Genomic DNA, 25,224 nt, shown 5'->3' on the forward strand with positions numbered 1-25,224 from the left:
AGATTGTGCCTTGTCTTCAGTTGCTCGAGAGTGTTGGCAATGGCTTTGAAGTACCAGCCGAAAGAGGCGACTGTACTGATGTGCGACTTTTCAGGCTTTCAAGTGCCTGAAATGATCAAGGTGCGTCCCGTGGTCGTTCTTCACAAGCACAGTCAAAATCGCCAGTTAGTGACGATAGTCCCGTTGAGTACCACGGCACCGGATCACATGGCAGGGCATCACGTTGTGCTGCCGAGTTATCTGCCTGGTTCGGCCCTGACATGCTGGGCCAAGTGCGACATGATCTACACGGTGGCTACCTCCAGATTGGACAGATGTCGGGTCAAATCGCGGCAAGGAAGTGGTCGGGAATACATGACCTTTACAATGCGGCCAGAGCATTTCGCCGCCGTGAGGGCTGCAGTTGGCTTTACGCTGGGTTTCACATATCCAGCAACAGAGCGGTCTGTTGTCAATGTTACGCTCGATGCGTGATAATCAGCCTGTTCCCGCAAGGGGCTTGTAAGACTCTGAGGATCCTGGTTCGACCAGCAATTACAGAGCCGGGCAGGTATATGGCGATGACAAGTCGACCTGTCTGTGAGTAGGGCGCCGAAAGGCGCCCTTTGTCTTTGTGCCAGTTTTCCAATTTTCGGCGGACGCTCGCGCATGCCTTCAAGACGCCAGGCTCCGACGAAACCGTGCCAGCGCCACGCTGAAGAACACCAGGCCGATCAGCGTCAGCGCCAGGATATCCGGCCATACCACCGCCCACCCGGCATCCCGGAACAGGATTGCGGCACTCAGGCTGACAAAGTGCGTTGAGGGTGACCCTTGCATCACCCACTGCAGCCACTGCGGCATACTGTCCAGAGGTGTGCTGCCGCCGGACAGCAACAGCATCGGGATGATCACCGGGATCGCCAGCAGGCCGAACTGCGGCGTCGAGCGCGCCAGGGTGGCGAGGAAAATGCCCAGCGATGTACTGGCGAACAGGTACAGCGCGGTCACGGCCAGGAACAGCCCCATCGAGCCAGACAGCGGCACGCCCAGTGCACCTTTGACGACTACCACCAACGAAATCCAGGTGCAGATCACCACCACCAGCGCGTTGCTGCCGATCTTGGCCAGCATGATCTCCAGCGCGGTCAACGGCAGCACCAGCAGGTGGTCGAGGGTGCCATGCTCACGCTCGCGCAGCAGCGCGGTCCCGGTGAGGATGATCGCCAGGATGGTGATGTTGTTGACGATCTGGATCACGGCCAGAAACCAGCCCCCCTCCAGGTTGGGGTTGAACAGCGCCTTGGGGTTGATCAGCACCGGGCTTTGCTCGTTACCACGCTGGCTGTAGTCGAGCAGCTCGCGCTCGAAGATGCGGCCGATGTAGCCGGCGCCCATGAACGCTTGGCTCATGGCTGTAGCATCGACGTTGATCTGCAGCTCCGGCGAGCGCCCGGCCAGCAGGTCGCTCTGAAAGTTCACCGGTATGTTGATGACGAAGGTGTACTGGCCACTGTCCATGGCCTGGTCCAGGCGCTGCGGAGGCAGCGGCACGGCTGGCTGGAACTCGGGCGGTTGCAGGGCTTCGCTGAGCTTGCGCGAGAGCAGGCTATGGTCTTCATCCACCACCGCCACGCTGGCGTTGTGTACACCGATCACCGAGCCGGCTGCCGGCATGTAGATCGCCACGCTGAAGGCATATAGCAGGAACAGCAGCAGGACGCTGTCATGGCGCAGGCTGGTCAGTTCTTTCAGGCCCAGGCGCAGGGTGTGGTTCAGGCGCGACATGTCAGGCCTCCTGCTTTTTCAGCATTGCCAGGCTCAGGCCGGTGAATGCGGCAAAGAAGCTCAGCAGGATCAGGCACTGCGGCCACAACTCGCGCAGGCCTAACGCCTTGGTGAAGGTGCCGACTGCGATGTCGAGGAAGTAGCCCGCCGGGAACAACTGGCCCATCACCGCTGCCGCGCCGTCCAGCGACGAGCGTGGCACGATCAGCCCGGAAAACTGGATGGTCGGCAGGCTGGTAATGATCATGGTGCCGAGAATGGCGGCGATCTGGGTGCGGGTGAATGCCGAAATCAGCAGGCCCAGGCTGGTGGTTGCCAGCAGGTAGGCCACGCCGCCACATGCCAAAGCCAGTACGCTGCCCTTGAGCGGTACGGCGAACAGCCAGCGGTTCATCGCCACCAGCAGCGCCAGGTTGACCAGGCTCACAGCCAGGTAGGGCATCTGCTTGCCAAGCAGGAATTCCAGGCGGGTGAGGGGTGTGGCGTAGAAGTTGGTGATGGAGCCGAGCTCCTTCTCGCGCACGATGCCCAGTGCCGTGAGCATGGCCGGAATGAAGGCCAGTATCAGTGCCATCACGCCCGGGCCGATGGCGTTCACGCTGACCACATCCTGGTTGTAGCGGAAACGCGTTTCCAGGCGCACCGGGTCCTGGCGTGGCTGCGGTTGTGGGCTGGCCTTTGCCAGTTGCTCCAGGTTGGCCTGGTGCACGGCTTCCACGTAGTTGCGGCTGGTTTCGGCGCGGAACGGCATGCCACCGTCGAGCCAGGCAGCCACCACCGGCTGGCGTCCTGCGTACAGGTCGCGACCAAAGCCGGGCGGAATTTCCAGTGCCAGTTTGATTTCCGAGCGTTGCAGGCGCTGGTGCAGCTCGCTGCTGTCGCGGATCGGCGCCTGTTCGGCGAAGTAGCGTGAGCCACGGAAGGCTTCGAGGTAGGCACGACTTTGCGGGCTCTGGTCCTGATCGTGCACGGCGAAGGCGAGGTTTTCCACATCCAGTGAAATGCCGTAGCCGAAGATCACCATCATGAACAGTGCACCCAGTAAGGCGAAGGCCAGGCGCACCTTGTCGCGCAGCAGCTCCTTGCCCTCACGGCCGGCCACTGCGAGCAGGCGACGCAGGCTGAAACCCTGGCGCAGCGGTAGGGTGGGGGTGGACGCCTGTTCCAGCACGCTGCTGTCGGTGGCGGCTGGCGCCAGTTCCTGGGCCTGTTCCAGGCAGCGGACGAACGCGTCTTCCAGCGTGTCGCCCTGGTACTGGTGCTGCAGGGCATCGGGCGTGTCGCAGGCCAGCACCCGCCCGGCGTGCATCAGCGAAATACGATCGCAGCGCTGGGCTTCATTCATGAAGTGGGTGGAGAGGAAAATGGTCACGCCCTGCTCGCGGGACAGTTCTACCAGCAGGCGCCAGAAGTCGTCGCGGGCGGCCGGGTCGACGCCGGAGGTCGGTTCGTCGAGGATCAAGACTTCCGGGCGATGCAGAACCGCCACTGCCAGCGACAGGCGCTGGCGCAAACCAAGGGGCAGGGCGCCAGACGGTTGGTCGGCGATAGCGGCGAGGTCGAAGCGCTCGATCAGCTCATCGATGCGCTGGGCGCTCTCGGCTTTGGGCAAGTCGAACAGGCGGGCATGCAGGGCCAGGTTCTGCCGGGTGCTGAGCTCGCCATACAGAGAGAAACTCTGCGACATGAAGCCGACCCGCTTGCGTGTGGCCAGGTCGCTGGCGTCCACCGGGCGCCCCAGCAGGCTGGCGCTGCCCTCGCTGGCCGGCATCAGGCCGGTGAGCACTTTCATGGTGGTGGTCTTGCCGCAACCGTTGGAACCCAGGAAGCCGAAGATCTCCCCGCGGCCAATGGCGAAACTGACCTTGTTCACCGCTGTGAAGTCGCCAAAGCGCAGGGTCAGGTCGTGTGCCTCGATGGCGACCGGGCCGTCCGTGGCTTGGCGCGGCGGGATTGCCAGTGGTTGATGCTGCGCCTTGCCCGCGCCCTGGTAGTGGGTAAAGGCATCATCCAGTTTGCCGCTCGGGGTGACTGCAGCCAGTTCGTGGCTAGGGCCGGCGGCCAGCAGCCGGCCGCCATCGAGCATCAGGCAATGCTCGAACTGTTCGGCTTCTTCCATGTAGGCGGTAGCCACCAGCAAGGTCAGTTGCGGGCGTTGTGCGCGAACCTGTTCAACCAGCTCCCAGAAGCGCCGCCGCGACAGTGGGTCGACGCCGGTGGTCGGCTCGTCCAGGATAAGCAGGTCTGGTTCGTGGATCAGCGCGCAGCAAAGGCCCAGCTTCTGCTTCATGCCCCCCGACAGCTTGCCGGCCGGGCGCTGGGCAAAGCGCTGCAGGTCGGTGGCCTGCAACAGATTGGCCATGCGCTGTTCACACTCACGGCGGCCCAGCCCGAACAGGGTGGCAAAAAAACGGATGTTCTCGCTGATCGACAGTTCCGGGTACAGGTTGTTGCCCAGCCCTTGCGGCATGAACGCCACTTTGGGGTAGAGCGCCGTGCGATGGCGGCGTTGGCGGATCGAGCCACCCAGCACCTGCAGCTCTCCCTGCTGTAGGCGTTTCACGCCGGCGATCAGCCCCAGCAGGGTCGACTTTCCAGCCCCGTCAGGGCCTATCAGCGCGCAGCGGGTACCCACAGGGAGGCTGAAGCCTAGTGGGTGGAGGGCTATCACGTCGCCGTAACGGTGGCTGATGCCTTCGGCCAGCAGTGCCGGGGCGTTCATTGCAGGTTGGCCGGCCAGTCCACCTCAGCCGTGCGTACATAGCCGGCGCCTGGCATGCCTGGTTTGGCTTGCGGCACGGCGCCTGGGTCGCTCAGGCGCAGTTTGACCCGGAACACCAGCTTTTGCCGTTCGTCGCGGGTTTCCACCTGTTTGGGGGTGAACTGGGCCTTGGCTGCGACAAAGGCCACCTTGGCCGGCAGTGCGCGCTCGGGCAGGGCGTCGAGCACGATGCGCGCCTGATCGCCTACGGTCAGCCGGCCGCTGGTAGAGGCCGGGAGGTACAGGTTCATGTACTGGTCGCTGGGGTCGATCAGCATCAGCACACGGCCGCCGGCACCCAGCACTTCACCGGGTTCGGCCAGGCGCAGCTGGATGATGCCGTTGATGGGCGCACGCAGGCTGCTGTCGTCGATTTCGCTGGTGAGCTGCGCCACTTGGGCTTCGGCGGCGCCAATGGCGGCCTTGATCGCTGCCAGTTGGGCGCGGGCAGCGACTACTGCTGCGTTGGCCGTGTCAAAGCGCGCCTGCTGTTGGTCGAGCAACTGCTGGCTGGCGAACTTGCGCTGGAAGATTTCGCGTACGCGCTTGAGCTCCTGGCTGGCCAACAGCAGTTCACTCTGGCGCAGTTGCACGGTGGCCTGGGCGGCGGCGTAGTTTTCCCGGGCGCGCAGCACTTCGGCTTCGGCCTGGCTGCGCTGGGCTTCCATGGTGCGTGTGTCGATGCGTGCCAGTAGCTGGCCACGGGTCACGTTGTCGCCTTCATCGACCAGTACTTCGGCCAGGCGACCGGGGATCTTGCTGGCGATCTGCACTTCGGTGGCTTCAAGGCGGCCGTTGCCCATGCTCAGGCCTTCGGGCAACTGGTCGTGAAGCGACTTCCAGTACCCCAGCCCGCCGGCTGCAGCGAGCAGTGCGATCAGTGCAGTGGCGAAGATTCTAGGGGCGTATCGGTTCATCGTTCTGCATCCTTGCGGTCATGCACAGTACATCATGCCTGGCGGCCATGTGTGGCGTGTTGATATCGGTCAAGCCCTTGACCTTAGCTGCGTATTCAGCGCAACGCGACAATCACCGCCCATTGCTCGGGCGTTACCGGCATGACCGACAGGCGGCTGCCTTTTTGCACCAGGGGCAACTCGACCAGACCGGCCTGCTGTTTCAGCCACCCCAGTTCCAGCACCCTTGGAAAGGTTTGTACGTGGGCCACATCCACCGCGCTCCACGGGTTCTTGTCGATCGTGGCCTTGGCATCGTGATAATGGCTTTCCGGGTCCAGCGCGGTCGGGTCCGGGTAGGCCGCGCGGGTGATTTTGGCAATGCCGGCGATGCCGGGTTGCGGGCAGCTGGAGTGGTAGAAGAAGAATTCGTCACCCACGCTCATGGCCCGCAGAAAATTACGCGCCTGATAGTTGCGCACGCCGTCCCAGCGCGCTTCGCCCAAGCGTGCGAGGGCTTCGATGGAGAGCTCGTCGGGCTCGGATTTCATCAGCCAGTAAGCCATGGATGCTGCTCCTGAAAAGGTTTGAAATAACCTGTTGCACGAAACCGACAGCCGGTTGGCGTCAAGGTTTGCGTGCGGACGCATGTTGTCGGAAAATGCGCCCCGTTTAAAGCGCGTGCGCCGGCGGTACCCAGAATATCGCCGAGTACTGAACAGTTTGCCTGGGGGGCAATCTTCGATGAATCAACGTAAAAAGCCGGATCTGCTGTGGATCCTGGTGTTCATTTTTGGCCTGGGTGTGGTCACTACCGGTTATGCGCAAGGGTTCTGGGAGCGCAAGCTGGACAACGCCTATCAGATGCCGGTCGACGCCAGCCAGCCACAACGTTGATACCCCCGCTGGCGCCGCTCAACGTGGCGCCAGGTACCAGCCACGGTCCGAGACCGTGCCCTTCAGCGGCACATCCCAACTGGCCTGCGCCAGCCGCTCGACCTTCTGGCATTCATGCGCCAGCCCCAGCAGCAACGGTTTTTTCCAGGTTTGCCGACGCGCCTGGTAGGCCAGGCTGCGATCATAGAAGCCACCGCCCATACCCAAGCGGCCGCCCACTTCGTCAAAACCGACCAGCGGTAGCAGAATCAGATCCAGCGCCCAGATCGGCCGCTGGCGTTTGCGATCGATGATCGGCTCTGGAATACGGAAGCGGTTGGGCTTGAGCTTCTCACCCTGCTCAAAACGCTGGAACACCATGCGCGTGCGCGGCCAGGCGTGCAGCACCGGCAGGTAGGTGCACTTGCCGCGACGCTGGGCTTCGCGCATCAGCAGGCGAGGGTCGATTTCACCGTCGTTGGGCAGGTACAGGGCGATGTGGCGGGCGCGGCGGAACAAGGGGTGTTGCGCCAGTTGGCGGTACAGGCCGAGGGTGGCCTGGCGTTGCTGGGCAGGGGTAAGGGCGCGGCGGGCATTGCGAAGCAGGCGACGAAGCTGGGGGCGGGTGAGCGGCACGTTTTCGGTCATGGCACGGGCAATCCCAGATGTGCTGGCTTGGTACGAACAGTGCCTGCGCGGTGAATCGTCGTACAAAGCTTGAATAAAGTCGGCCAAAACGAATTGCCCGCCTTGGGGGGCGGGCAAGAAAATTCAGGCTCCCCGATAAGACCGCTATCGGTGTAGCCCTTGAACCCGAAAGTTCAAGGTGGAGATTGCAGGGGGCGTTAAGGCTTTCCGTCGGGCGGACATGCACACCGGCCCCAGCGTGCAACCCCCGTGGTTGTGCGTATCGGCTCAGGGACATAACCGACTGGCGCATCCCCCAGGGAGTGGCGCCAGTATACCAATCTCAGCCGATTTTGGTATCCGTGTCGTCGGACAAAGCCTTATCTACCCGATCCAGCAGGTCGCGCACCTGTTCGCGGTTTGTGCCGCTGACCGGCGCATCGTTGCGGTCTTCCTGGCGGTGCAGCATTTCGTGGGTAATGTTCAACGCCGCCATCACCGCGATGCGGTCGGCACCGATCACCTTGCCGCTGCTGCGGATCTCGCGCATCTTGCCGTCCAGGTAGCGCGCAGCGCTGACCAGGTTGTTGCGCTCTTCCGGCGGGCAGATGATCGAGTATTCCTTGTCGAGGATCTGCACGGTGACGCTATTGCTTGAACTCATGAGTCTTGCTCCAGAGCCTTGAGGCGTAAAATCATCGACTCGACTTTGCGCTTGGCGATCTCGTTCTTTTCGATGAGGTGGGCGCGCTCTTCGCGCCAGGATTTTTCCTGAGCTACTAGGAGTGCATTTTGCCGTTTTAGTTGCTCGACGCGTTCGATCAGCAACTCGAATCGGCTCATCAGTGCCTGCAGGTCGTTCTCTTGCGTGGGTTGCACTCGATTCGCTCCGTCGTTGAGTCACCTGGCGATGATGCCTCTCCCTGGGCGGCAACGGCCAGTGCCGATGGTCTTGGCGCGCCTGCCGGTGCTAGGATACAAGGTCTTCATTCTAGACATTGCGCCGTCTGGCGCCTAGCTGCCCATGCCCAATACTCAATCGCCCTACAACGCTTTCGCCATGCTGCTCTCGAGCAATGGCCATCCTGTCACCCCGGCCGAACTGCACGGCCTGCTGATTGGCCGCAGCTGCGCCGGCGCCGGCTTCGATGCCGATGCCTGGTTGGCCGATGCCGCCCAACTGCTGGAAATCGAGCCTGGTGACAGTGTCCGCAACGCCTTGGTCGGCTTGCAGGAAATGGTCAAGGGCGAGCTGACCAGCGACGACATGGCGATCGTCCTGCTGCTGCCTTCCGATGATGCTCCACTGAGCGACCGCGCCACCGCGCTGGGCCAGTGGTGCCAAGGCTTCGTGACCGGTTTCGGCCTGAACGCTGGCGGTAAGGACTTGTCCGATGAGGCCAAGGAAGTGCTGCAGGACCTGGTGGCCATTTCGCAGGTCCAGGAAGCGCTCGAAGAGTCCGAAGACGGCGAGAGCGACTACATGGAAGTCATGGAATACCTGCGTGTGGCGCCCCTGCTGCTGTTCTCCGAGCTGGCCAAGCCGGCCGCACCCGCACCCAAGCCCTCGCTGCACTGATCAACCAGGGGTAGTCTGCCCATGAGCCACATTCCCAAGGCCGAGTATGCCCGTCGGCGCAAGGCGCTGATGGCGCAGATGGTCCCCAACAGCATCGCCATTCTGCCCGCCGCCGCGGTTGCCATCCGCAACCGCGACGTCGAGCACGTGTACCGCCAGGACAGCGACTTCCAGTACCTCAGCGGCTTCCCGGAGCCCGAGGCGGTGATTGCTTTGATTCCAGGGCGCGAGCATGGCGAGTACGTGCTGTTCTGCCGTGAACGCAACCCCGAGCGCGAGCTGTGGGACGGCCTGCGGGCCGGCCAGGAAGGGGCGGTGCGCGATTTCGGCGCTGACGATGCCTTCCCCATCACGGATATCGACGAGATCCTGCCTGGCCTGATCGAAGGCCGCGAGCGGGTCTACAGCGCCATGGGCAGCAACCCGGAGTTCGACCGCCGGCTGATGGACTGGATCAACGTGATCCGCTCCAAGGCACGCCTGGGCGCCCAGCCACCGAACGAGTTCGTTGCGCTGGATCATCTGCTGCATGATATGCGCCTGTATAAATCGGCGGCGGAAGTGAAGGTGATGCGTGCTGCTGCAGACATTTCTGCGCGTGCCCATGTGCGGGCCATGCAGGCCTGCCGCGCCGGGCTGCACGAGTACAGCCTGGAAGCCGAGCTGGACTACGAATTCCGCAAGGGCGGGGCGAAGATGCCGGCCTACGGCTCGATCGTTGCGGCCGGGCGCAATGGCTGCATCCTGCACTATCAACAGAACGATGCGCCGCTCAAGGATGGCGACCTGGTGCTGATCGACGCCGGCTGCGAAATCGACTGCTATGCCAGCGACATCACCCGCACCTTCCCGGTCAGTGGGCGGTTTTCGCCCGAGCAGAAGGCCATCTACGAGCTGGTGCTCAAGGCTCAGGCGGCGGCGTTTGCCGAAATAGCCCCCGGCAAGCACTGGAACCACGCCCATGAGGCGACCGTGCGGGTCATCACCGCGGGCCTGGTGGAGCTGGGCTTGCTCGAAGGTGATGTGCAGGCGCTGATCGACAGCGAAGCCTATCGCGCCTTCTACATGCACCGCGCCGGGCACTGGCTGGGCATGGATGTGCATGACGTGGGCGAGTACAAGGTGGGCGGCGAGTGGCGGGTGCTGGAACCCGGCATGGCGCTGACCGTGGAGCCGGGTATCTACATTGGCGCCGACAATCAGGCCGTGGCCAAAAAGTGGCGCGGCATTGGGGTAAGGATCGAGGACGACGTGGTAGTGACCAGGCAAGGTTGTGAAATCCTGACTTCGGGCGTGCCGCGTACCGTCGCCGAGATCGAGGCGCTGATGCAGGCTGCCCGCAAGGCCGTGGCATGAGCCGGGTAAACCTGGCGATTATCGGCGGTGGCCTGGTTGGCGCAAGCCTGGCGTTGGCCCTGCAGGCCGGCGCCAAGGCGCGCGGCTGGAAGATCCTGCTGATCGAGCCGTTCGCCCCCGGCGACAGCTACCAGCCCAGCTACGATGCGCGCTCGTCGGCATTGTCCTTCGGCACCCAGCAGATTTATCAGCAACTGGGCCTGTGGCAGGTCATCGGCCGCCGCGCCGAGCCTATTCGCCAGATTCACGTGTCCGACCGTGGTCGCTTTGGCGCCACCCGCCTGGATGCCCTGGAAGAGGGCGTACCGGCGCTGGGTTACGTGGTGGAAAACGCCTGGCTCGGCCAGTGCCTGTGGCAAGGGCTGGACAGCGAGGTGGTGAGCTGGCGCTGCCCGGCCGAAGTGACCTCGATGCAGGCCATCGAACGCGGTTACCGCCTGCGGCTGAACGACGACACCCAGCTGGAATGTGACCTGGCGGTACTGGCCGATGGTGGCCGCTCTGGCCTGCGCGAGCAGTTGGGTATCCATGTACGCCACACGCCTTACCAGCAGAGCGCGTTGATCGCCAACATTACCCCGGGTGAGGCCCACGGCGGCCAGGCTTTCGAGCGCTTCACCGAAGAGGGCCCCATGGCCTTGCTGCCGTTGCCGGAAAACCGCTGCGCACTGGTGTGGACCCGCCAGGGCATGGATGCGCGGCGCCTGGCCGACATCGACGAGCGCAGCTTCCTGCGCGAACTGCAGGGTGTGTTCGGCTACCGCTTGGGCGCGCTGCGCCAGGTAGGCGCACGGCACCTCTACCCGCTGTCCTTGATCGAGGCCCAGGAGCAGGTGCGGCCGCACCTGGTGGTGCTGGGCAACGCAGCACACAGCCTGCACCCCATCGCGGGCCAGGGTTTCAATCTGTCGTTGCGTGACGTGCAATCCCTGGCCGAGGCGCTGCTGGCGGGTCCACAGCAGCCTGGCGACCTGACCACGCTGCAGGCCTATCACCAGCGCCAGCGCCTGGACCAGGCGATGACCATCGGCTTCTCTGACCAGGTCACCCGCCTGTTTGGCAGCAATCAGCCGTTGCTGGCTGCCGGGCGCAACCTTGGCCTGCTTGGGCTCGACCTGCTGCCACCGGCAAAAAGCTGGTTCGCCCGCCAGGCCATGGGCCTGGGCACCCGCCCTGATCCGCGGGGCCAGGCATGAGCAACCCGCGTAAACTGGCGCGTCGGGCGCGCATGCTGCGCTGGATGCTGAACCTCTACCCACCATACCTGGGTGCCGGTATCCGTGTGCAGCACATCAGCCCGGACCTGCGTAGCGTCAAGGTGGCGATGAAACTGACTCGCTGGAACCGCAATTACGTCGGTACCCAGTTCGGTGGCAGCCTGTATGCCATGGTCGATCCGTTCTACATGCTGCTGTTGATCGAGCAGCTGGGGCGTGACTACATCGTCTGGGACAAGGCCGCCAGCATCGATTTCATCTCGCCGGGCAAAGGCCCGGTGTATGCCGAATTCCACGTCGATGATGCGCTGCTGCAGGAAATCCGCCAGCAGGCCGCCACCGGCAAGAAATGCCTGCCGCGTTTGCAGGTCGATATCCGCGATGGCGCCGGCGAGTTGGTGGCGCGGGTCGATAAAACCCTATACGTGCGGCTCAAGCCGCAAGCGAGGCTGGCGTAAGGCATGGACATGCGCGCAGATCTGTTGATTGTGGGTGCCGGTATGGTCGGCAGCGCCCTGGCCTTGGCGTTGCGCCACAGTGGCCTGCAAATTTTGTTGCTCGACGGTGGCCCGCTGACGGTCGTACCTTTCGATGCCCAGGCCCCGTTCGAGCCGCGTGTCAGCGCGCTATCGGCGGCCAGCCAGCGCATCCTCGAGCGCCTTGGCGCTTGGGACGGCATTGCCCAGCGACGCGCCACGCCGTATTCCGACATGCATGTGTGGGATGGCAGCGGCACCGGTCAGATTCACTTCTCGGCGGCCAGTGTGCATGCCCAGGTGCTCGGCCATATCGTCGAGAACCGGGTGGTGCAGGACGGCCTGCTGGAGCGCCTGCACGACAGCGACATCGGCCTGCTGGCCAATGCGCGGCTGGAGCAATTACGCCGCTCTGGCGATGAGTGGCTGCTGACGTTGGCCGATGGCCGGCAACTGCGTGCACCGTTGGTGATCGCCGCCGACGGTGCCAATTCGGCGGTGCGGCGTCTGGCCGGCTGCGAAACCCGCGAATGGGACTACCTGCACCATGCCATTGTCACCAGCGTGCGTTGCAGCGCCGGGCACCAGGCCACGGCCTGGCAGCGCTTCACTGACGAAGGGCCATTGGCCTTTTTGCCCTTGAGCCGCGATGGCCAGCAAGACTGGTGCTCAATCGTATGGTCGACCACTCCGGAGCATGCCGAGCAGCTGATGGCGATGGATGAAGCGGCCTTCCTGCAAGCCCTCGGGCGTGCCTTCGAGGGCCGCCTGGGCGACGTGTTGCAGGCCGACCCAAGGGTATGCGTGCCGCTGCGTCAGCGCCACGCCAAGCGCTATGTGGGTGAAGGCCTGGCATTGATTGGCGATGCCGCGCACACCATCCACCCGCTGGCCGGGCAGGGTGTGAACCTCGGCTTCCTCGACGCGGCGGTGCTGGCCGAGGTGCTGGTCAATGCTTGCGAGCGCGGCGAGAGACTGGCCGATGTGAAGGTGCTGAGCCGTTACGAGCGCCGGCGCATGCCACACAACCTGGCGTTGATGGCGGCGATGGAGGGCTTCGAGAGGTTGTTCCAGGCCGATCCGCTGCCGTTGCGCTGGTTGCGCAACAGCGGGTTGAAACTGGTGGAGCAGATGCCGGAGGCCAAGGCGCTGTTTGTGCGCCAGGCGTTGGGTTTGAGTGGTGACCTGCCGGATCTGGCCAAGGCTTGAGAGTGGCGGGGCCGCTTTGCGGCCCTTTCGCGACACAAGGCCGCTCCCACAGCGTGGCGCAATCACCTGTGGCAGCCCTTTGCAACATCCGGTAACGCCTAGGTAGGTGAGCCAGAAAATGGGATTCACTACCATTCGCACCTCTCATACGATCGAGGAGTGCATTTCATGTTGCCACGCAAGCCCCTACTGGCCGCCTTGGCCCTGACCCTGTTCGGCGGCACTGCCCAGGCAGCGGACGAAGTGGTGGTGTACTCCTCGCGCATCGACGAGCTGATCAAGCCGGTGTTCGATGCCTATACCGCCAAGACCGGGGTCAAGATCAAGTTCATCACCGACAAGGAAGCCCCGCTGATGCAGCGCATCAAGGCCGAGGGCGACAACGGCGTGGCCGACCTGCTGCTGACCGTCGATGCAGGCAACCTGTGGCAGGCCGAGCAGATGGGCATCCTGCAGCCGATCAAGTCCGACGTCATCGACCAGAACATCCCGTCGCAGTACCGCGCCTCGTCCCATGACTGGACCGGCCTGAGCCTGCGTGCCCGCACCATCATCTACTCCACCGAGCGGGTCAAACCCGAGGAGTTGAGCACCTACGAAGCCCTGGCTGACAAACAGTGGGAAGGCCGTCTGTGCCTGCGTACGGCCAAGAAGGTGTACAACCAGTCGCTGACCGCCACCCTGATCGAAACCCACGGTGAGGCCAAGACCGAGCAAATCGTCAAAGGGTGGGTCAACAACCTGTCCACCGATGTGTTCTCCGACGACAACGCGGTGATCCAGGCCATCGAGGCCGGGCAGTGTGATGTGGGCGTGGTCAACACCTACTACTACGGCCGTCTGCACAAGCAGAACCCGAACCTGCCGGTGAAGATCTTCTGGCCCAACCAGGGTGACCGTGGTGTGCACGTGAACCTGTCGGGCATTGGCCTGACCAAGCATGCGCCACACCCGGAGGCCGCGAAGAAACTGGTGGAATGGATGACCGGCGAAGAAGCGCAAAAGCTGTTTGCTGATATCAACCAGGAGTTCCCGGCCAACCCGAAGGTGAAGCCATCGGAGGAAGTGGCGGCGTGGGGCAGCTTCAAGGCCGACAGCATTCCGGTGGAAATTGCCGGCAAGCGCCAGGCTGAAGCCATTCGCCTGATGGATCGGGCTGGCTACAACTAAGCGCCAGGCCTTATCCTCTTTGGGCCCGTTAGGGCCCTTTCGCGGGTAAACCCGCTCCTACGGGATCTGCACTGCCTTGCGCGGTCCCCGTAGGAGCGGGTTTACCCGCGAACGACCGCGCAGCGGTAGCAATCGCACTCGAGATTTCAGCCTTGCCCCACACCTCCCAACGCCGCTGGTACCTCCCGGTCTCCCTGATCGCCGCCTTGGTGCTGCTGCCCCTGAGCGTGCTGCTGTTGTCCTGGCAATCCATCGACCTGCAGATCTGGTCCCACCTGCTCGACACCCAGATGGGGCGCCTGCTCGGCAATACCCTGACCCTGGTGGTGGGTGTGGGTGTGGGTGTCACCGTGCTGGGCGTCAGCCTGGCCTGGCTCACCAGCCTCTGCGACTTCCCCGGTCGACGCTGGCTGGACTGGGCGCTGATGCTACCGTTCGCCATCCCGGCCTACGTGCTGGCATTCGTCTTCGTCGGCCTGCTGGACTTTGCCGGCCCGGTGCAAAGCGCCCTGCGCGAGGTGTTCGGGCCAATGCGCCTGCCTCGTGTGCGTTCCACTGGTGGGGTAATCACCGTCCTGGTGCTGGTCTTCTATCCCTATGTCTACTTGTTGGCGCGCACGGCTTTTCTGGCTCAGGGCAAGGGCCTGATGGAGGCGGCGCGGGTACTTGGGTTATCGCCCCTGCAGGCTTTCTGGCGGGTGGCCTTACCCATGGCTCGGCCGGCGATCGGTGCCGGTATCGCCCTGGCGCTGATGGAAACCCTGGCCGACTTCGGTGCAGTGGCCGTGTTCAACTTCGACACTTTCACCACGGCCATCTACAAGACCTGGTACGGCTTCTTCAGCTTGTCCAGTGCGGCCCAGCTGGCCAGCCTGCTGCTGCTGGCGGTGATGCTGGTGCTGTACGGTGAGCGCCGCGCCCGCGGTGCCAGCCGGAGCGGCAACGAACGGCCGCGCGCGCAGGCGCTGTATCACCTGCGCGGCCTCAAGGCGCTGTTGGCCAGTGGCTGGTGCCTGCTGGTGTTTGCCTGCGCTTTCGTCATCCCGCTGGCGCAGTTGCTGGTGTGGTTCTGGCAACGCGGTCGGCATGACCTGGATGAGCGTTACGTCGGCCTGGTGCTGCACACCCTGTACCTGGGCAGCATGGCGGCGCTGGTCACGGTATGCGTGGCGCTGCTGCTGGCCTTCGCCCGGCGCCAGGCACCGACGGGCGGAATCCGCGCCGGGGTTGGCCTGGCCAATCTGGGGTATGCCCTGCCCGGTTCGGTGTTGGCGGTATCGATCATGCTGGCCTTCAGTTACCTCGACAACCACCTGGTCATCCCGCTGTCCAGCTGGATGGGCGGCGCCGGCAAGCCGCTGCTGCTAGGCAGCCTCTCGGCGTTGCTGCTGGCCTACCTGGTACGCTTCATCGCGGTGGCCTACGGGCCGCTGGAGAGCAGCCTGGAGCGCATCCGCCCGTCACTCCCTGAAGCCTCGCGCAGCCTGGGTGTTGGCGGCGCAAGATTGTTTTTCAAGGTGTATCTGCCGCTGCTGGTGCCGGGGGCACTTAGCGCCGCGCTGCTGGTGTTCGTCGATGTGCTCAAGGAAATGCCCGCCACCTTGCTGATGCGGCCGTTCGGCTGGGACACCCTCGCCGTGCGGGTGTTCGAGATGACCAGCGAAGGCGAGTGGGCGCGCGCCTCGCTGCCGGCACTGACCTTGGTATTGGTGGGGCTGCTGCCGGTCATCGGCCTGATTCGCCGTTCGGCACGTCGACCCGGTCACAGTCACTGAGGATGTCAGTTTGCGACCTTGCGGCTACAATGCGCGGCATTCGCGCGGCGGGTGTGAGTAACAAGAAAAGCTGACGACCCAACGTCATCGACCGCCGCCGCTTCGCCACGCCCGGAAGGAGAAACCCATGGGACAGCGCACGCTTTTGTATGACCTGCACCTGGCGCTAGGCGCCAAGACGGTCGATTTCGGTGGCTGGGACATGCCCCTGCACTATGGCTCGCAGGTCGAGGAGCACCACCAGGTGCGCAGCGATTGCGGCGTCTTCGATGTCTCCCATATGACCGTGATCGATGTCGACGGCACTGATGCCACTGTTTGGCTGCAGCGCTTGCTGGCCAACGATGTGGCCCGCCTCGACGACACCGGCAAGGCGCTGTATAGCCCACTGCTGAACGAACAGGGCGGTGTAATCGATGATCTGATCGTCTACCGCACGGAAACCGGCTATCGCCTGGTCAACAACGCCGCCACCCGTGCCAAGGTGCTCGATTGGCTGCAATCGCAGCGTGCCGGGTTTTCCGTGGACTTCCAGGTCCGCCCTGATCTGGCCATCCTTGCCATCCAGGGGCCGCGGGCCCGCGAAAAGGTCGCGGCCCTGCTCAGCCCCGCGCGCGCTGCACTCATCCGCGAACTGCGCCCGTTCGAGGGCGTTGCTGACGGCGACTGGTTCATTGCCCGCACCGGCTATACCGGTGAGGACGGCTTGGAGATCATCTTCCCGGGCGATCAGGCGGTGGCCTTCTTCAACGACCTGGTCGGCGCCGGTATCGCCCCAAGCGGCCTGGGCGCCCGCGATACCCTGCGCCTGGAAGCCGGCATGAACCTGTACGGCCAGGACATCGACGAAAACCACACCCCGCTCACCTCCAACCTGGGCTGGAGCATCGCCTGGGAACCGGCCGAGCGCGACTTCATCGGCCGTGTCGGCCTGCTTGCGGAAATCGAGCACGGCGTGCAGGAAAAACTGGTGGGTCTGGTGCTGGAAGAGCGCGGTGTACTGCGCGCCCATCAGGTCGTGCGTGTAGCCGGCATTGGCGAAGGGGAGATCACCAGTGGTAGTTTCTCGCCTACGCTGAGCAAGTCCATTGCGTTGGCGCGCGTGCCTATGGCTACCGGTGATCGGGCCGAGGTGGAAATTCGCGGCAAGTGGTACCCGGTGCGGGTGGTCAAACCGACCTTCGTGCGCCACGGCAAGATCCTGATCTGAACAATTTATAACCGGCGGGCGTACCGCTGAGCCAATCGAGGAATTCAAGACATGAGCAATATCCCCGCCGAACTGCGTTTTGCCGAAAGCCATGAGTGGGCTCGCCTGGAAGCCGACGGCAGCGTGACCGTGGGTATCAGCGATCACGCCCAGCAAGCCTTGGGTGATGTGGTGTTCGTCGAACTGGCTGAAGTCGGCAAAGTGTTTGGCGCTGGCGACGCTGCAGGTGTGGTGGAGTCGGTCAAGGCCGCTTCGGACATCTATGCCCCGGTCGGTGGCGAAGTGATTGCGGTCAACGAAGAGCTGGCCGATAGCCCGGAACTGCTCAACGAAGAGCCTTACGGTTCGTGGATCTTCAAATTGAAGCCAAGCAACCCGGCCGAGCTGGACAACTTGCTGGATGCGGCTGGCTACCAGGCGCTGATTGGCGAGTAAGACCGCGTCGCTTGCTTCGCGGCTAAAGCCGCTCCTACACAGGTACAGCGCTGCATTCGAGACCGGTGCAGCCCCTGTAGGAGCGGCTTTAGCCGCGAAGAGGCCGGGCCTGCAGACAAGTTTCCCCGCACAATCGGCAATCCCTTCCTAGACTTGTAAGTCTCCATGAGGCCTGGTCTAGGAAGAGAGCGTCGTCATGTCCCAGTCGCCATCCCTGCATCAACTGCAAGAGCTCAACCCATTTCTGCGCCGCCACCTGGGCCCCGATGCCACAGAGCAGCAGGCCATGCTCAACGCGCTGGGTATCGCCAGCCGCAACGAGCTGATCGAGCAGACCGTTCCCCCAGACATCCGCCTCAATCGCCCCCTCGACCTCCCAGCGGCACTGGACGAGCAAGCCGCCCTGGCCAAGCTGGCCGGTTATGCCGAACAGAACCAGGTCTGGACCAGCCTCATCGGCATGGGCTACCACGGCACCATCACCCCCACGGTCATCCTGCGCAACGTGCTGGAAAACCCCGGTTGGTACACCGCCTACACGCCCTACCAACCCGAAATTGCCCAAGGCCGGCTGGAGGCGCTGCTGAACTTCCAGCAAATGGTCATCGACCTCACTGGCCTGCCTCTGGCCAATGCCTCGCTGCTCGATGAAGCCACCGCTGCCGCCGAAGCCATGGCCCTGGCCAAGCGGGTGGCACGCAACAAGAGCAACGCCTTCTTTGCTGACGAGCACTGCCATCCGCAGACCCTATCGGTACTCAAGACCCGCGCCGAGGGGTTCGGCTTCGAGCTGATCGTCGATTCTGTGGATAACCTTGCCAAACACTCGGTGTTCGGCGCTTTGCTGCAGTACCCCGACACCCACGGCGAAGTGCGCGATTTGCGCCCGCTGATCGACCAGCTGCACAGCCAGCAGGCCTTGGCCTGCGTAGCCGCTGACCTGCTGAGCCTGGTGGTGCTGGCACCGCCCGGAGAGCTGGGCGCCGATGTGGTGCTGGGCTCGACCCAGCGCTTTGGTGTGCCGATGGGCTATGGCGGGCCTCACGCGGCCTATTTCGCCTGTCGCGATGACTACAAGCGAGCCATGCCGGGGCGCATCATCGGCGTGTCGCGCGATGCCCGTGGCAACACCGCATTACGGATGGCCCTGCAAACCCGCGAGCAGCATATTCGCCGCGAAAAGGCCAACTCCAACATCTGCACGGCCCAGGTGCTGCTGGCCAACATCGCCGGCTTCTACGCGGTGTACCACGGCCCGGAAGGCCTGCAACGCATCGCTCAGCGTGTGCACCGGCTGACCTTCATCCTGGCTGCCGGCCTTGAGGCCAAAGGCATCAAACGCCTCAATCAGCACTTCTTCGACACCCTTACCCTGAATGTTGGTGGTGCCCAGGCGGCCATCATTGAAAGCGCCGAGGCCGCGCACATCAATTTGCGCATTCTCGGTCGCGGGCACCTGGGCGTGAGCCTGGACGAAACCTGCAACGAACAGACGGTGCTGCGCCTGCTCGACATCTTCCTGGGGGTGGATCATGGCCTGGAAATCACCGCCCTCGACCAGCTGGCCCTGCCTGAAGGCATCCCCGCCAGCCTGGTGCGACGCACGCCATTCCTCGCCCACCCGGTGTTCAACCTGCATCACAGCGAAACAGAGATGCTGCGCTACCTCAAGCAGCTAGAGAACAAGGACCTGGCGCTGAACCAGTCGATGATTCCGCTGGGCTCGTGCACCATGAAGCTCAACGCCACCAGTGAGATGATCCCCATCACCTGGCCCGGTTTTGCCCAGCTGCACCCGTTCGCTCCGGCGGCCCAGGCGGCAGGCTACAAGGCGATGATCGACGAACTGGAAAGCTGGCTGTGCGCGATCACCGGCTTCGATGCGATCTGCATGCAGCCCAACTCCGGTGCTCAGGGTGAATACGCCGGCCTGATGGCCATTACGCGCTATCACCGCAGCCGCCATCAGCCGATGCGCACGTTGTGCCTGATCCCTTCGTCGGCCCACGGCACCAACCCGGCGTCGGCACAGATGGCCGGCATGGAAGTGGTGATCGTCGATTGCGACAACGATGGCAACGTCGACCTGGCTGACCTCAAAGCCAAGGCGCACGCGGCCGGGGAGCGTCTGTCGTGCCTGATGATTACCTACCCCTCGACCCACGGCGTGTACGAAGAGGGGATACGCGAAATCTGCGATGTGGTGCACCAGCACGGCGGCCAGGTTTACATGGACGGTGCCAACCTCAACGCCCAGGTGGGCCTGGCGCGCCCCGCAGACATTGGGGCCGATGTTTCACACATGAACCTGCACAAGACGTTCTGCATTCCCCACGGCGGTGGCGGCCCCGGTATGGGGCCGATCGGTATCCGCGCGCACCTCAAGCCGTTCGTCGCCAGCCACCCGGTGGTGCCGGTGCCTGGGCTGGACCCGAACAACAGCGCGGTCAGCGCCGCGCCCTGGGGCAGCGCAAGCATCTTGCCGATCAGCTGGATGTATATCGCCATGATGGGCCCGCAGCTTGCCGACGCCAGCGAGGTGGCCATCCTTTCGGCCAACTACCTGGCCAGCCAGTTGGGCGCGGCGTTCCCGGTGCTCTACCGCGGCCGCAACCAGCGCGTGGCGCATGAATGCATCCTCGACCTGCGGCCGTTGAAAGCGCTGACAGGCATCAGCGAAGAGGACGTGGCCAAGCGCCTGATGGACTATGGCTTCCACGCACCGACCATGTCGTTCCCGGTGCCGGGCACGCTGATGGTGGAGCCGACCGAGAGTGAATCGAAGGCCGAGCTGGACCGGTTCGTCGAGGCGATGCTGGCGATTCGGGCGGAAATTGACGAAGTACAGCAGGGCAACTGGCCAGCGGAGAACAACCCGCTGAAGCATGCACCGCATACCTTGGCTGATGTGCTGGGGGGGTGGGACAGGCCGTATAGCCTGGAGCAGGCGGTGGCCCCCAGTGCTCACGTGCGCCAGCACAAATACTGGCCGGCGGTGAACCGGGTAGACAACGTGTATGGGGACAGGAATCTGTTCTGTGCGTGTGTGCCGGTGGAGGCTTATCGCTGAGGTAGGTGTTGGATGCTTCGCGGGTGCCTGTAGGAGCGGGTTTACCCGCGAAGCAGGCGACGCAGTTACTCGGCTACTGCATTTTTGGCCAGGATGGCATTGGCCAACTCCATGTCGGAAGCCTGCATCCCTGGGTTCTCTGCCCGTGCCTCGCGCATGGCCGCTTCCAGGAACGGCCCGCGGATCGCGCCTTCGCTGGCGACGAAGCTGCTGGCGTCATCCTGCGCGGCCACTACCAGCTTGTGATCCCGCGAGGTCAGGTAGCTCGATGCCGTGGTAGCACCGGAAGTCATCACGTTACGCCAGAAGGTATCGGCCATGGCCGAGCCAAGAGGCAGCGAAAGCAAGGTAGCGGCGGCAATGGCGGTTTTGAGACGCATGTTGAAACACCTCGAAGGGTGATGGTTGAAGATGCGCGCTTGGATCTTTTCGGGCGAGGCAAGTTCCTTGAATACAAAGGACTTTTCGTCAGTTGCAGACGCGCAGCACTTCCTCGGCACGGGTCTGCCCAGCGGCCACTTTGGCCTCGCCGCAATGGCGCAGGTCAACCAGGCCATCGGCCAGTGCCTGTTGCCGCAATCGGGTCAGGTCGGCATCAGGGCCGATCAATGCACGCAAGGTGTCGCTGGGCTCGAGCAGTTCGAATAATCCTGTGCGCCCCTGAAAACCGGTGCCGCGGCAGGCTCGGCAGGTGGCTGATGAACCTGCCTGGCAGTCGGTGCAGACGGTTCGCACCAGGCGCTGGGCCATCACCCCGATAAGCGTCGCCTTGATCAGGTAGTCGGCCACACCCAGCTCTTGCAAGCGGGTAATTGCTGCACAGGCGTCGTTGGTATGCAGGGTCGACAGTACCAGGTGCCCGGTCAGCGCTGCCTGAACTGCCACCAGTGCGGTTTCGCGGTCGCGAATTTCACCGATCATGATGATATCGGGATCTTGGCGCAGCATGGCCCTGACCGCGTTGGCAAACCCCAGGTCCAGCGCGGGCTGCACCTGCAGCTGGTTGAAGGCAGGCTCCAGGCGCTCGATCGGGTCTTCGATGGTGCACAGGTTGACCTGTGGGGTGGCCAGCAGTTTGAGGCTGGTGTACAGCGTGCTGGTTTTGCCGGAACCGGTGGGGCCGGTGACCAGGATGATGCCTTGGCGCTGACGTAGCAGGCGCTGCCATTGGGCCAGTTGCTGGCCGTGCAGGCCAAGGCGGTCGAAGCCCTCTTGCAACTGGTGCGGGTCGAACAGGCGCAGCACCAGTTTCTCGCCAAACGGGGTGGGCAGGGTTGAAAGCCGCAGCTCCACTTCGCCACCACCGGGCAGGCGGCTTTGCAGCCGGCCGTCCTGCGGCCGGCGTTTCTCGGCAACGTCCATGCGGCCCAGGTGTTTCAGGCGGCTGACGAGGGCCAGGGTGACCCCGGCGGGGAAGGCATAGACGGTGTGCAGCAGGCCATCGATGCGGTAGCGCAGCTGGCCCTGTTCGCGGCGCGGTTCCAAGTGGATATCGCTGGCGCGTTGCTCAATGGCGTACTGCAGCAGCCAGTCGACGATATGCACAATGTGTGCGTCGTCTGCGCTGGCCTCGGCCTGGCGTTTGCCCAGCTCCAGCAATTGCTCAAGTTCCCCCAGGCTGGCCGACTGCTGGTATTGCGCGCCTTTTACCGACTGGGCCAGGCGGTGGAACGACTGCGCTGACTCACGGATCTGCTGCGGGCTGGCCAGTACGCGACGGATCGATCGGCCGAGGCTACGGGCCAGGTCGGCCTGCCAGTCATCCTGGAAAGGCTGGGCGCTGGCGACGGTGACGCTGGAGGCATCGGCCGCGACGATGAGGATGCCGTGGCGCTGGGCGAAGGCTGGGGAGATCAGGCCGGTGACCTGGGGCAGGTCGAGTTGCATGGGGTCGATGCGCAGGTAGGGTTGGCCGACCTTGTCGGCCAGCCACTGGCAAAGGTGCTCAAGGTCCAGGGGCTGGCCGGGGTGCTGGCGGCTTTCCAGGCTGCAGGCGGCAATGTGCTCCAGCGGGTGGCTAGCGGGGTGGGCGGCGGCGTGTTCGAGTACTTGCAGGGTATCGCTGGCGTGCAGGTGCTGGTCAGCGAGCAGGGCCTGGAGCACGCGCTTGAGGTCGAGTGCGGGGTTGTCGGGGGTATGCATGGGTGGCGTCCGTGCCTGATCGGGTAGTGCTGATCAAGGCTAGCCGGGCGGTGGGAGGCTATCGGGGGTGAAAGGTTTCGGGATTTTGCTGCGCCTGTACCGGACGCTTCGCGGGTGGACCCGCTCCTACAGGGATCGCACGGGCCTTGAGTGCTATGCGGTACAGGCCCGGCAGAGAGGGAGTTCAGACCACTGCCAACGCCACTCGCTGCAAGTTGGTCAGGCTCACCTCACCCACACACACCAGGTTACGCAGCTTCTGTGCAATGACCTCGGCCCGGTGCCAGCTCAACCCGCCAATGCCGATTTCGATATCCAGCCAGTCATCCTGCTGGCTGACCTGCACGCTATGCGGGGTCAGGAACTGCAAGGCGAACAGGTTGAGTACCCGGCACAGGCTATCGGGCTCGGCCTCGGCCTGCAGGCGATAGTGCACGGTGCTGTGGGCGTTGGTGGCGGCCCAGGCGTCGGTACGGGGCTGTGCGTTCATGCTGGTCTCCGCAAATGAGGGAGAAATTCTTGCACGTTGGTGGCGGTATTTTTTCGCTATGATTGGGTGATTTCACCTTATTGGTGAATTCTTTTATTCAAAAAAATCTGATGTGGAGAATAGATAATGCACAGCGAGCTGGACGCCTACGACCGTCGCATCCTCGAACTGCTGCAGGAGGACGCTTCGCTGTCCAGTGCACAGATCGCCGAGCGCGTCGGGCTGTCGCAATCGCCGTGCTGGCGGCGCATTCAGCGCTTGAAGGAAGAGGGGGTGATTCGTGGGCAGGTGACCTTGCTGGACCGCAAGAAGGTCGGCCTGAACACGCAGATTTTCGCCGAAGTGAAACTGAACGCCCACGGGCGCTCCAACTTCACCGAGTTCACCGAGGCGATCCGCGGGTTCCCTGAGGTGCTGGAGTGTTATGTACTGATGGGGGCTGTGGACTTTCTGCTGCGCATCGTCACGTCTGACATCGAGGCCTACGAGCGGTTCTTCTTCGAAAAACTGTCGAACGTGCCGGGGATTCAGGAGGTGAATTCGATTGTGGCGCTTTCCGAGATCAAGTCCACCACTAGCCTGCCGCTATCGCGTTGAGGCCATTCGCGGGTAAACCCGCTCCTACACCGGTGAGGCCATTCGCGGGTGGACCCGTTCCTACACTGGCCCCACGCCTGGCGCGGATCGTACGTAGGAGCGGGTTTACCCGCGAAGCAGGCGACGCGGTATCACGCCTTGAGCAGGTGCTTCCAGCCGCGGCTCTGGTCCACCGCCCGAGCCTGTTCGATACGCGCTTCCAGCACTTCATCGCTGATAGGCTGCTCGGCCAGCTCGTGCAGCTTTTTCAGGTCGCCGTACAAGCGGTCCATTTGCGGCGCTTCCAGCACCTGGCGGGCGTGGTGCAGCCAGGCCAGAAGTTGCTCGATACGTGGCAGCTGCTCAGCCAGGTCTTCCGGGCGCTGGGTGTACAGCGGCAGCTTCAGCGCGCGGCCTTCCTCACCCAGCAGGTGACCCAGCCAGCTGGCCAACTGCGCCTTGCCCTGGCGTTCGCCGCGGCCCTTGCGCTCAGCGGTCCAGGTCCGGGCCATCAGCCAGCGTGAGGTTTCCAGCGAGAACTGGCCCCAGCGTACGTCTTCCAGCTCTTCGGCGAACTGCTCGGGCGCGGCGCGACGGATGTCTTCGTCATCGTTGCCGGCCTGAACCAGCGGGCGCCAGTCTTCAAGCAAGGCATCAAGGCTGGCGCGCAGGTCGCGGGTGGTGGCGCGCGGTGCTGCCTGGCCCAGGCTGGCGGTGATTGCGCGCAGCTCGCTCAGGCACTCGACCCAGTCCTGGAGCAGGCGCCAGTGGCCGTTGTGGCGGTACTGCTCGGCCAGGCGCTGGCTGCTGCCCAGCAGTTGCCAGGCGAGGGCGGCATAGGCGTCGTCCAAGGCCATTTCGGCTTCCAGCGCGGTGTGCGGCAGGTCCAGCTCGTAGCTGTCCGGTTCCAGCAGGCGGTAACCGCGCTCAGCCTTGCTGATGTCGCACGGCATCAGCGGCAGGCTGGCGGCCAGTTCTGCAGCCAGTTCCAGCAGTGCTTGCGGTTCACCTTCACGCAGCTCCAGCTCCAGTTCGCAGATCTCTTCCTTGCGCTTGCCGGCGATCACGAAGCCTTGGTCCAGCGCGGCCTCGATCACCACCTTGCTCTTGCCACGGCCCCAGGCGATTTCGGCGTATTCACGGCTGAAGTCGGTGGTGAACAGCGGCTTGATGGTTTTCTTGTCCAAGTTGGCCAGTTGCTCGGGCCAGCAGGTGGCGTCCAGCTTCTTCAGGTCGAGCTTGACCTTGTCCAGGTTCCATTCGTACTCGTTGCGCTCGGACAGGCCAGCCACGCTCTGGCCGCGGCACTTGAGGGTTTGGATGACAGCGTCGCCATCGCGGCGCAGGCGCAGGGCGACACGGGCGGCGGACAGCTCACGCTCGGGGGTGTCGAAGTACTGGTTGAGCAGTTCACGGGTCTGCCAGCCGGACTTGTTGCGCTTTTTCAGCAGAGGGTGCTCGCGCAGTGCGGCAAGGGTCTCGCGGCTGGCGCGGAGCTTCAGTTCGGTTTCTTTGTGCATCACAGACTCGAAAGAGGGGGCGTGGTTGGCAGAGAGTCTACAGCAGTCAGCCCTCAACGGTTTATTCCAGAC

Annotated in this window: 24 protein-coding genes and 1 other RNA gene; 13 read left to right on the forward strand and 12 right to left on the reverse strand. The window is 63.7% G+C overall.

What is annotated here, in order from left to right; all coding sequences use genetic code 11:
• Positions 1–39 precede the first annotated feature (39 nt).
• Positions 40–474 (forward strand): type II toxin-antitoxin system PemK/MazF family toxin, encoded by a 435-nt coding sequence (locus V6093_RS18730; RefSeq protein WP_052196235.1) that lies wholly within the window; start codon positions 40–42, stop codon positions 472–474.
• A 180-nt stretch (positions 475–654) separates the two neighbouring features.
• Here the strand turns inward: V6093_RS18730 and V6093_RS18735 are convergent, their stop codons facing one another.
• The 4 genes from V6093_RS18735 to V6093_RS18750 all read right to left on the reverse strand — a co-directional run bounded on the left by V6093_RS18735 (position 655) and on the right by V6093_RS18750 (position 5,990).
• Positions 655–1,767 (reverse strand): ABC transporter permease, encoded by a 1,113-nt coding sequence (locus V6093_RS18735; RefSeq protein ID WP_003253673.1) that lies wholly within the window; start codon positions 1,765–1,767, stop codon positions 655–657.
• Position 1,768: 1 nt separating this feature from the next.
• Positions 1,769–4,489: a ribosome-associated ATPase/putative transporter RbbA gene (rbbA, locus tag V6093_RS18740; RefSeq protein ID WP_014754796.1), complete on the reverse strand. Its 2,721-nt coding sequence runs from the start codon at positions 4,487–4,489 to the stop codon at positions 1,769–1,771.
• Positions 4,486–5,445 (reverse strand): HlyD family secretion protein, encoded by a 960-nt coding sequence (locus tag V6093_RS18745; protein ID WP_003253678.1) that lies wholly within the window; start codon positions 5,443–5,445, stop codon positions 4,486–4,488. The genes rbbA and V6093_RS18745 overlap by 4 nt, the downstream gene beginning before the upstream one ends.
• A 95-nt stretch (positions 5,446–5,540) precedes the next feature.
• Positions 5,541–5,990, reverse strand: coding sequence for an EVE domain-containing protein (locus V6093_RS18750; RefSeq protein ID WP_003253680.1), 450 nt, complete (start codon positions 5,988–5,990; stop codon positions 5,541–5,543).
• A 178-nt stretch (positions 5,991–6,168) separates the two neighbouring features.
• On the opposite strand from V6093_RS18750, the gene V6093_RS18755 reads away from it, so the two are divergent.
• Positions 6,169–6,321 (forward strand): hypothetical protein, encoded by a 153-nt coding sequence (locus V6093_RS18755; RefSeq protein WP_003253683.1) that lies wholly within the window; start codon positions 6,169–6,171, stop codon positions 6,319–6,321.
• 18 nt (positions 6,322–6,339) lie between these two features.
• Here V6093_RS18755 and V6093_RS18760 read toward each other — a convergent pair whose 3' ends face one another.
• From V6093_RS18760 to V6093_RS18775, 4 genes are all read right to left on the reverse strand, one after another.
• Positions 6,340–6,948: a 5-formyltetrahydrofolate cyclo-ligase gene (locus tag V6093_RS18760; RefSeq protein WP_003253685.1), complete on the reverse strand. Its 609-nt coding sequence runs from the start codon at positions 6,946–6,948 to the stop codon at positions 6,340–6,342.
• A gap of 125 nt (positions 6,949–7,073) precedes the next feature.
• Positions 7,074–7,253: non-coding RNA, 6S RNA (gene ssrS, locus V6093_RS18765), on the reverse strand.
• 17 nt (positions 7,254–7,270) lie between these two features.
• Positions 7,271–7,591, reverse strand: coding sequence for a cell division protein ZapA (locus V6093_RS18770; protein WP_003253687.1), 321 nt, complete (start codon positions 7,589–7,591; stop codon positions 7,271–7,273).
• Entirely contained in the window at positions 7,588–7,770 is a 183-nt protein-coding gene (locus tag V6093_RS18775; RefSeq protein WP_029886233.1) for a TIGR02449 family protein, read from the reverse strand. Before V6093_RS18775 ends, V6093_RS18770 begins: the two co-directional genes overlap by 4 nt.
• 181 nt (positions 7,771–7,951) lie before the next feature.
• Here V6093_RS18775 and V6093_RS18780 point away from each other — a divergent pair, with 181 nt between their 5' ends.
• The 10 genes from V6093_RS18780 (at position 7,952) to gcvP (ending at position 20,424) form a co-directional block, all read left to right on the forward strand.
• Positions 7,952–8,506: a YecA family protein gene (locus V6093_RS18780; protein ID WP_014861353.1), complete on the forward strand. Its 555-nt coding sequence runs from the start codon at positions 7,952–7,954 to the stop codon at positions 8,504–8,506.
• A 21-nt stretch (positions 8,507–8,527) separates the two neighbouring features.
• On the forward strand, positions 8,528–9,862 hold the full coding sequence (gene pepP / locus V6093_RS18785; protein ID WP_003253692.1) for a Xaa-Pro aminopeptidase: 1,335 nt from the start codon (positions 8,528–8,530) through the stop codon (positions 9,860–9,862).
• Positions 9,859–11,058, forward strand: a complete 1,200-nt coding sequence (gene ubiH / locus V6093_RS18790; RefSeq protein ID WP_003253694.1) for a 2-octaprenyl-6-methoxyphenyl hydroxylase — start codon at positions 9,859–9,861, stop codon at positions 11,056–11,058. Before pepP ends, ubiH begins: the two co-directional genes overlap by 4 nt.
• Entirely contained in the window at positions 11,055–11,537 is a 483-nt protein-coding gene (locus tag V6093_RS18795; RefSeq protein ID WP_003253696.1) for a DUF4442 domain-containing protein, read from the forward strand. Before ubiH ends, V6093_RS18795 begins: the two co-directional genes overlap by 4 nt.
• A 9-nt stretch (positions 11,538–11,546) precedes the next feature.
• Positions 11,547–12,764 (forward strand): 2-octaprenyl-3-methyl-6-methoxy-1,4-benzoquinol hydroxylase, encoded by a 1,218-nt coding sequence (locus tag V6093_RS18800; RefSeq protein ID WP_162996151.1) that lies wholly within the window; start codon positions 11,547–11,549, stop codon positions 12,762–12,764.
• Between the two features lie 168 nt (positions 12,765–12,932).
• Complete coding sequence (locus V6093_RS18805; RefSeq protein WP_003253699.1) at positions 12,933–13,934, forward strand: extracellular solute-binding protein; 1,002 nt, start codon at positions 12,933–12,935, stop codon at positions 13,932–13,934.
• Positions 13,935–14,086: 152 nt separating this feature from the next.
• On the forward strand, positions 14,087–15,709 hold the full coding sequence (locus V6093_RS18810) for an iron ABC transporter permease (protein ID WP_144000501.1): 1,623 nt from the start codon (positions 14,087–14,089) through the stop codon (positions 15,707–15,709).
• 127 nt (positions 15,710–15,836) lie between these two features.
• Positions 15,837–16,919, forward strand: coding sequence for a glycine cleavage system aminomethyltransferase GcvT (gcvT, locus tag V6093_RS18815; protein ID WP_003253703.1), 1,083 nt, complete (start codon positions 15,837–15,839; stop codon positions 16,917–16,919).
• Positions 16,920–16,970: 51 nt separating this feature from the next.
• Positions 16,971–17,354 (forward strand): glycine cleavage system protein GcvH, encoded by a 384-nt coding sequence (gene gcvH / locus V6093_RS18820; RefSeq protein ID WP_014754789.1) that lies wholly within the window; start codon positions 16,971–16,973, stop codon positions 17,352–17,354.
• A gap of 196 nt (positions 17,355–17,550) precedes the next feature.
• A complete protein-coding gene (gene gcvP / locus V6093_RS18825) occupies positions 17,551–20,424 on the forward strand; it encodes an aminomethyl-transferring glycine dehydrogenase (protein WP_108079021.1) in 2,874 nt (957 codons plus the stop codon).
• 65 nt (positions 20,425–20,489) lie between these two features.
• On the opposite strand, the gene V6093_RS18830 is transcribed toward gcvP, so the two are convergent.
• From V6093_RS18830 to V6093_RS18840, 3 genes are all read right to left on the reverse strand, one after another.
• Positions 20,490–20,804 carry a DUF2388 domain-containing protein gene (locus V6093_RS18830; protein WP_003253711.1) on the reverse strand — a complete coding sequence of 105 codons (315 nt, stop codon included), beginning with the start codon at positions 20,802–20,804 and terminating at the stop codon, positions 20,490–20,492.
• Positions 20,805–20,892: 88 nt separating this feature from the next.
• Positions 20,893–22,566, reverse strand: a complete 1,674-nt coding sequence (locus V6093_RS18835; RefSeq protein WP_047603680.1) for a GspE/PulE family protein — start codon at positions 22,564–22,566, stop codon at positions 20,893–20,895.
• Between the two features lie 184 nt (positions 22,567–22,750).
• Positions 22,751–23,056, reverse strand: a complete 306-nt coding sequence (locus V6093_RS18840; protein WP_003253715.1) for a hypothetical protein — start codon at positions 23,054–23,056, stop codon at positions 22,751–22,753.
• 126 nt (positions 23,057–23,182) lie between these two features.
• Between V6093_RS18840 and V6093_RS18845 the strand changes: the two genes are divergently transcribed.
• Complete coding sequence (locus V6093_RS18845; RefSeq protein ID WP_003253717.1) at positions 23,183–23,653, forward strand: Lrp/AsnC family transcriptional regulator; 471 nt, start codon at positions 23,183–23,185, stop codon at positions 23,651–23,653.
• A gap of 131 nt (positions 23,654–23,784) precedes the next feature.
• Here V6093_RS18845 and V6093_RS18850 read toward each other — a convergent pair whose 3' ends face one another.
• A complete protein-coding gene (locus V6093_RS18850; RefSeq protein WP_108079019.1) occupies positions 23,785–25,152 on the reverse strand; it encodes an inorganic triphosphatase in 1,368 nt (455 codons plus the stop codon).
• Positions 25,153–25,224: the final 72 nt, after the last annotated feature.

Source organism: Pseudomonas putida group bacterium ESBL64 (genome assembly GCF_045277175.1).
GTDB lineage: Bacteria > Pseudomonadota > Gammaproteobacteria > Pseudomonadales > Pseudomonadaceae > Aquipseudomonas > Aquipseudomonas alloputida.

Coding starts and splice junctions, on each gene's coding strand:
- gcvT (WP_003253703.1), top strand. CDS start 15,837: ATGGGACAGCGCACGCTTTTGTATGACCTGCACCTGGCGCTAGGCGCC.
- V6093_RS18760 (WP_003253685.1), bottom strand. CDS start 6,948: ATGACCGAAAACGTGCCGCTCACCCGCCCCCAGCTTCGTCGCCTGCTT.
- V6093_RS18730 (WP_052196235.1), top strand. CDS start 40: ATGGCTTTGAAGTACCAGCCGAAAGAGGCGACTGTACTGATGTGCGAC.
- gcvP (WP_108079021.1), top strand. CDS start 17,551: ATGTCCCAGTCGCCATCCCTGCATCAACTGCAAGAGCTCAACCCATTT.
- V6093_RS18735 (WP_003253673.1), bottom strand. CDS start 1,767: ATGTCGCGCCTGAACCACACCCTGCGCCTGGGCCTGAAAGAACTGACC.
- V6093_RS18750 (WP_003253680.1), bottom strand. CDS start 5,990: ATGGCTTACTGGCTGATGAAATCCGAGCCCGACGAGCTCTCCATCGAA.
- gcvH (WP_014754789.1), top strand. CDS start 16,971: ATGAGCAATATCCCCGCCGAACTGCGTTTTGCCGAAAGCCATGAGTGG.
- V6093_RS18770 (WP_003253687.1), bottom strand. CDS start 7,591: ATGAGTTCAAGCAATAGCGTCACCGTGCAGATCCTCGACAAGGAATAC.
- V6093_RS18755 (WP_003253683.1), top strand. CDS start 6,169: ATGAATCAACGTAAAAAGCCGGATCTGCTGTGGATCCTGGTGTTCATT.
- V6093_RS18780 (WP_014861353.1), top strand. CDS start 7,952: ATGCCCAATACTCAATCGCCCTACAACGCTTTCGCCATGCTGCTCTCG.
- V6093_RS18835 (WP_047603680.1), bottom strand. CDS start 22,566: ATGCATACCCCCGACAACCCCGCACTCGACCTCAAGCGCGTGCTCCAG.
- pepP (WP_003253692.1), top strand. CDS start 8,528: ATGAGCCACATTCCCAAGGCCGAGTATGCCCGTCGGCGCAAGGCGCTG.
- rbbA (WP_014754796.1), bottom strand. CDS start 4,489: ATGAACGCCCCGGCACTGCTGGCCGAAGGCATCAGCCACCGTTACGGC.
- V6093_RS18745 (WP_003253678.1), bottom strand. CDS start 5,445: ATGAACCGATACGCCCCTAGAATCTTCGCCACTGCACTGATCGCACTG.
- V6093_RS18800 (WP_162996151.1), top strand. CDS start 11,547: ATGCGCGCAGATCTGTTGATTGTGGGTGCCGGTATGGTCGGCAGCGCC.
- V6093_RS18845 (WP_003253717.1), top strand. CDS start 23,183: ATGCACAGCGAGCTGGACGCCTACGACCGTCGCATCCTCGAACTGCTG.
- V6093_RS18850 (WP_108079019.1), bottom strand. CDS start 25,152: ATGCACAAAGAAACCGAACTGAAGCTCCGCGCCAGCCGCGAGACCCTT.
- V6093_RS18830 (WP_003253711.1), bottom strand. CDS start 20,804: ATGCGTCTCAAAACCGCCATTGCCGCCGCTACCTTGCTTTCGCTGCCT.
- ubiH (WP_003253694.1), top strand. CDS start 9,859: ATGAGCCGGGTAAACCTGGCGATTATCGGCGGTGGCCTGGTTGGCGCA.
- V6093_RS18805 (WP_003253699.1), top strand. CDS start 12,933: ATGTTGCCACGCAAGCCCCTACTGGCCGCCTTGGCCCTGACCCTGTTC.
- V6093_RS18775 (WP_029886233.1), bottom strand. CDS start 7,770: ATGAGCCGATTCGAGTTGCTGATCGAACGCGTCGAGCAACTAAAACGG.
- V6093_RS18795 (WP_003253696.1), top strand. CDS start 11,055: ATGAGCAACCCGCGTAAACTGGCGCGTCGGGCGCGCATGCTGCGCTGG.
- V6093_RS18840 (WP_003253715.1), bottom strand. CDS start 23,056: ATGAACGCACAGCCCCGTACCGACGCCTGGGCCGCCACCAACGCCCAC.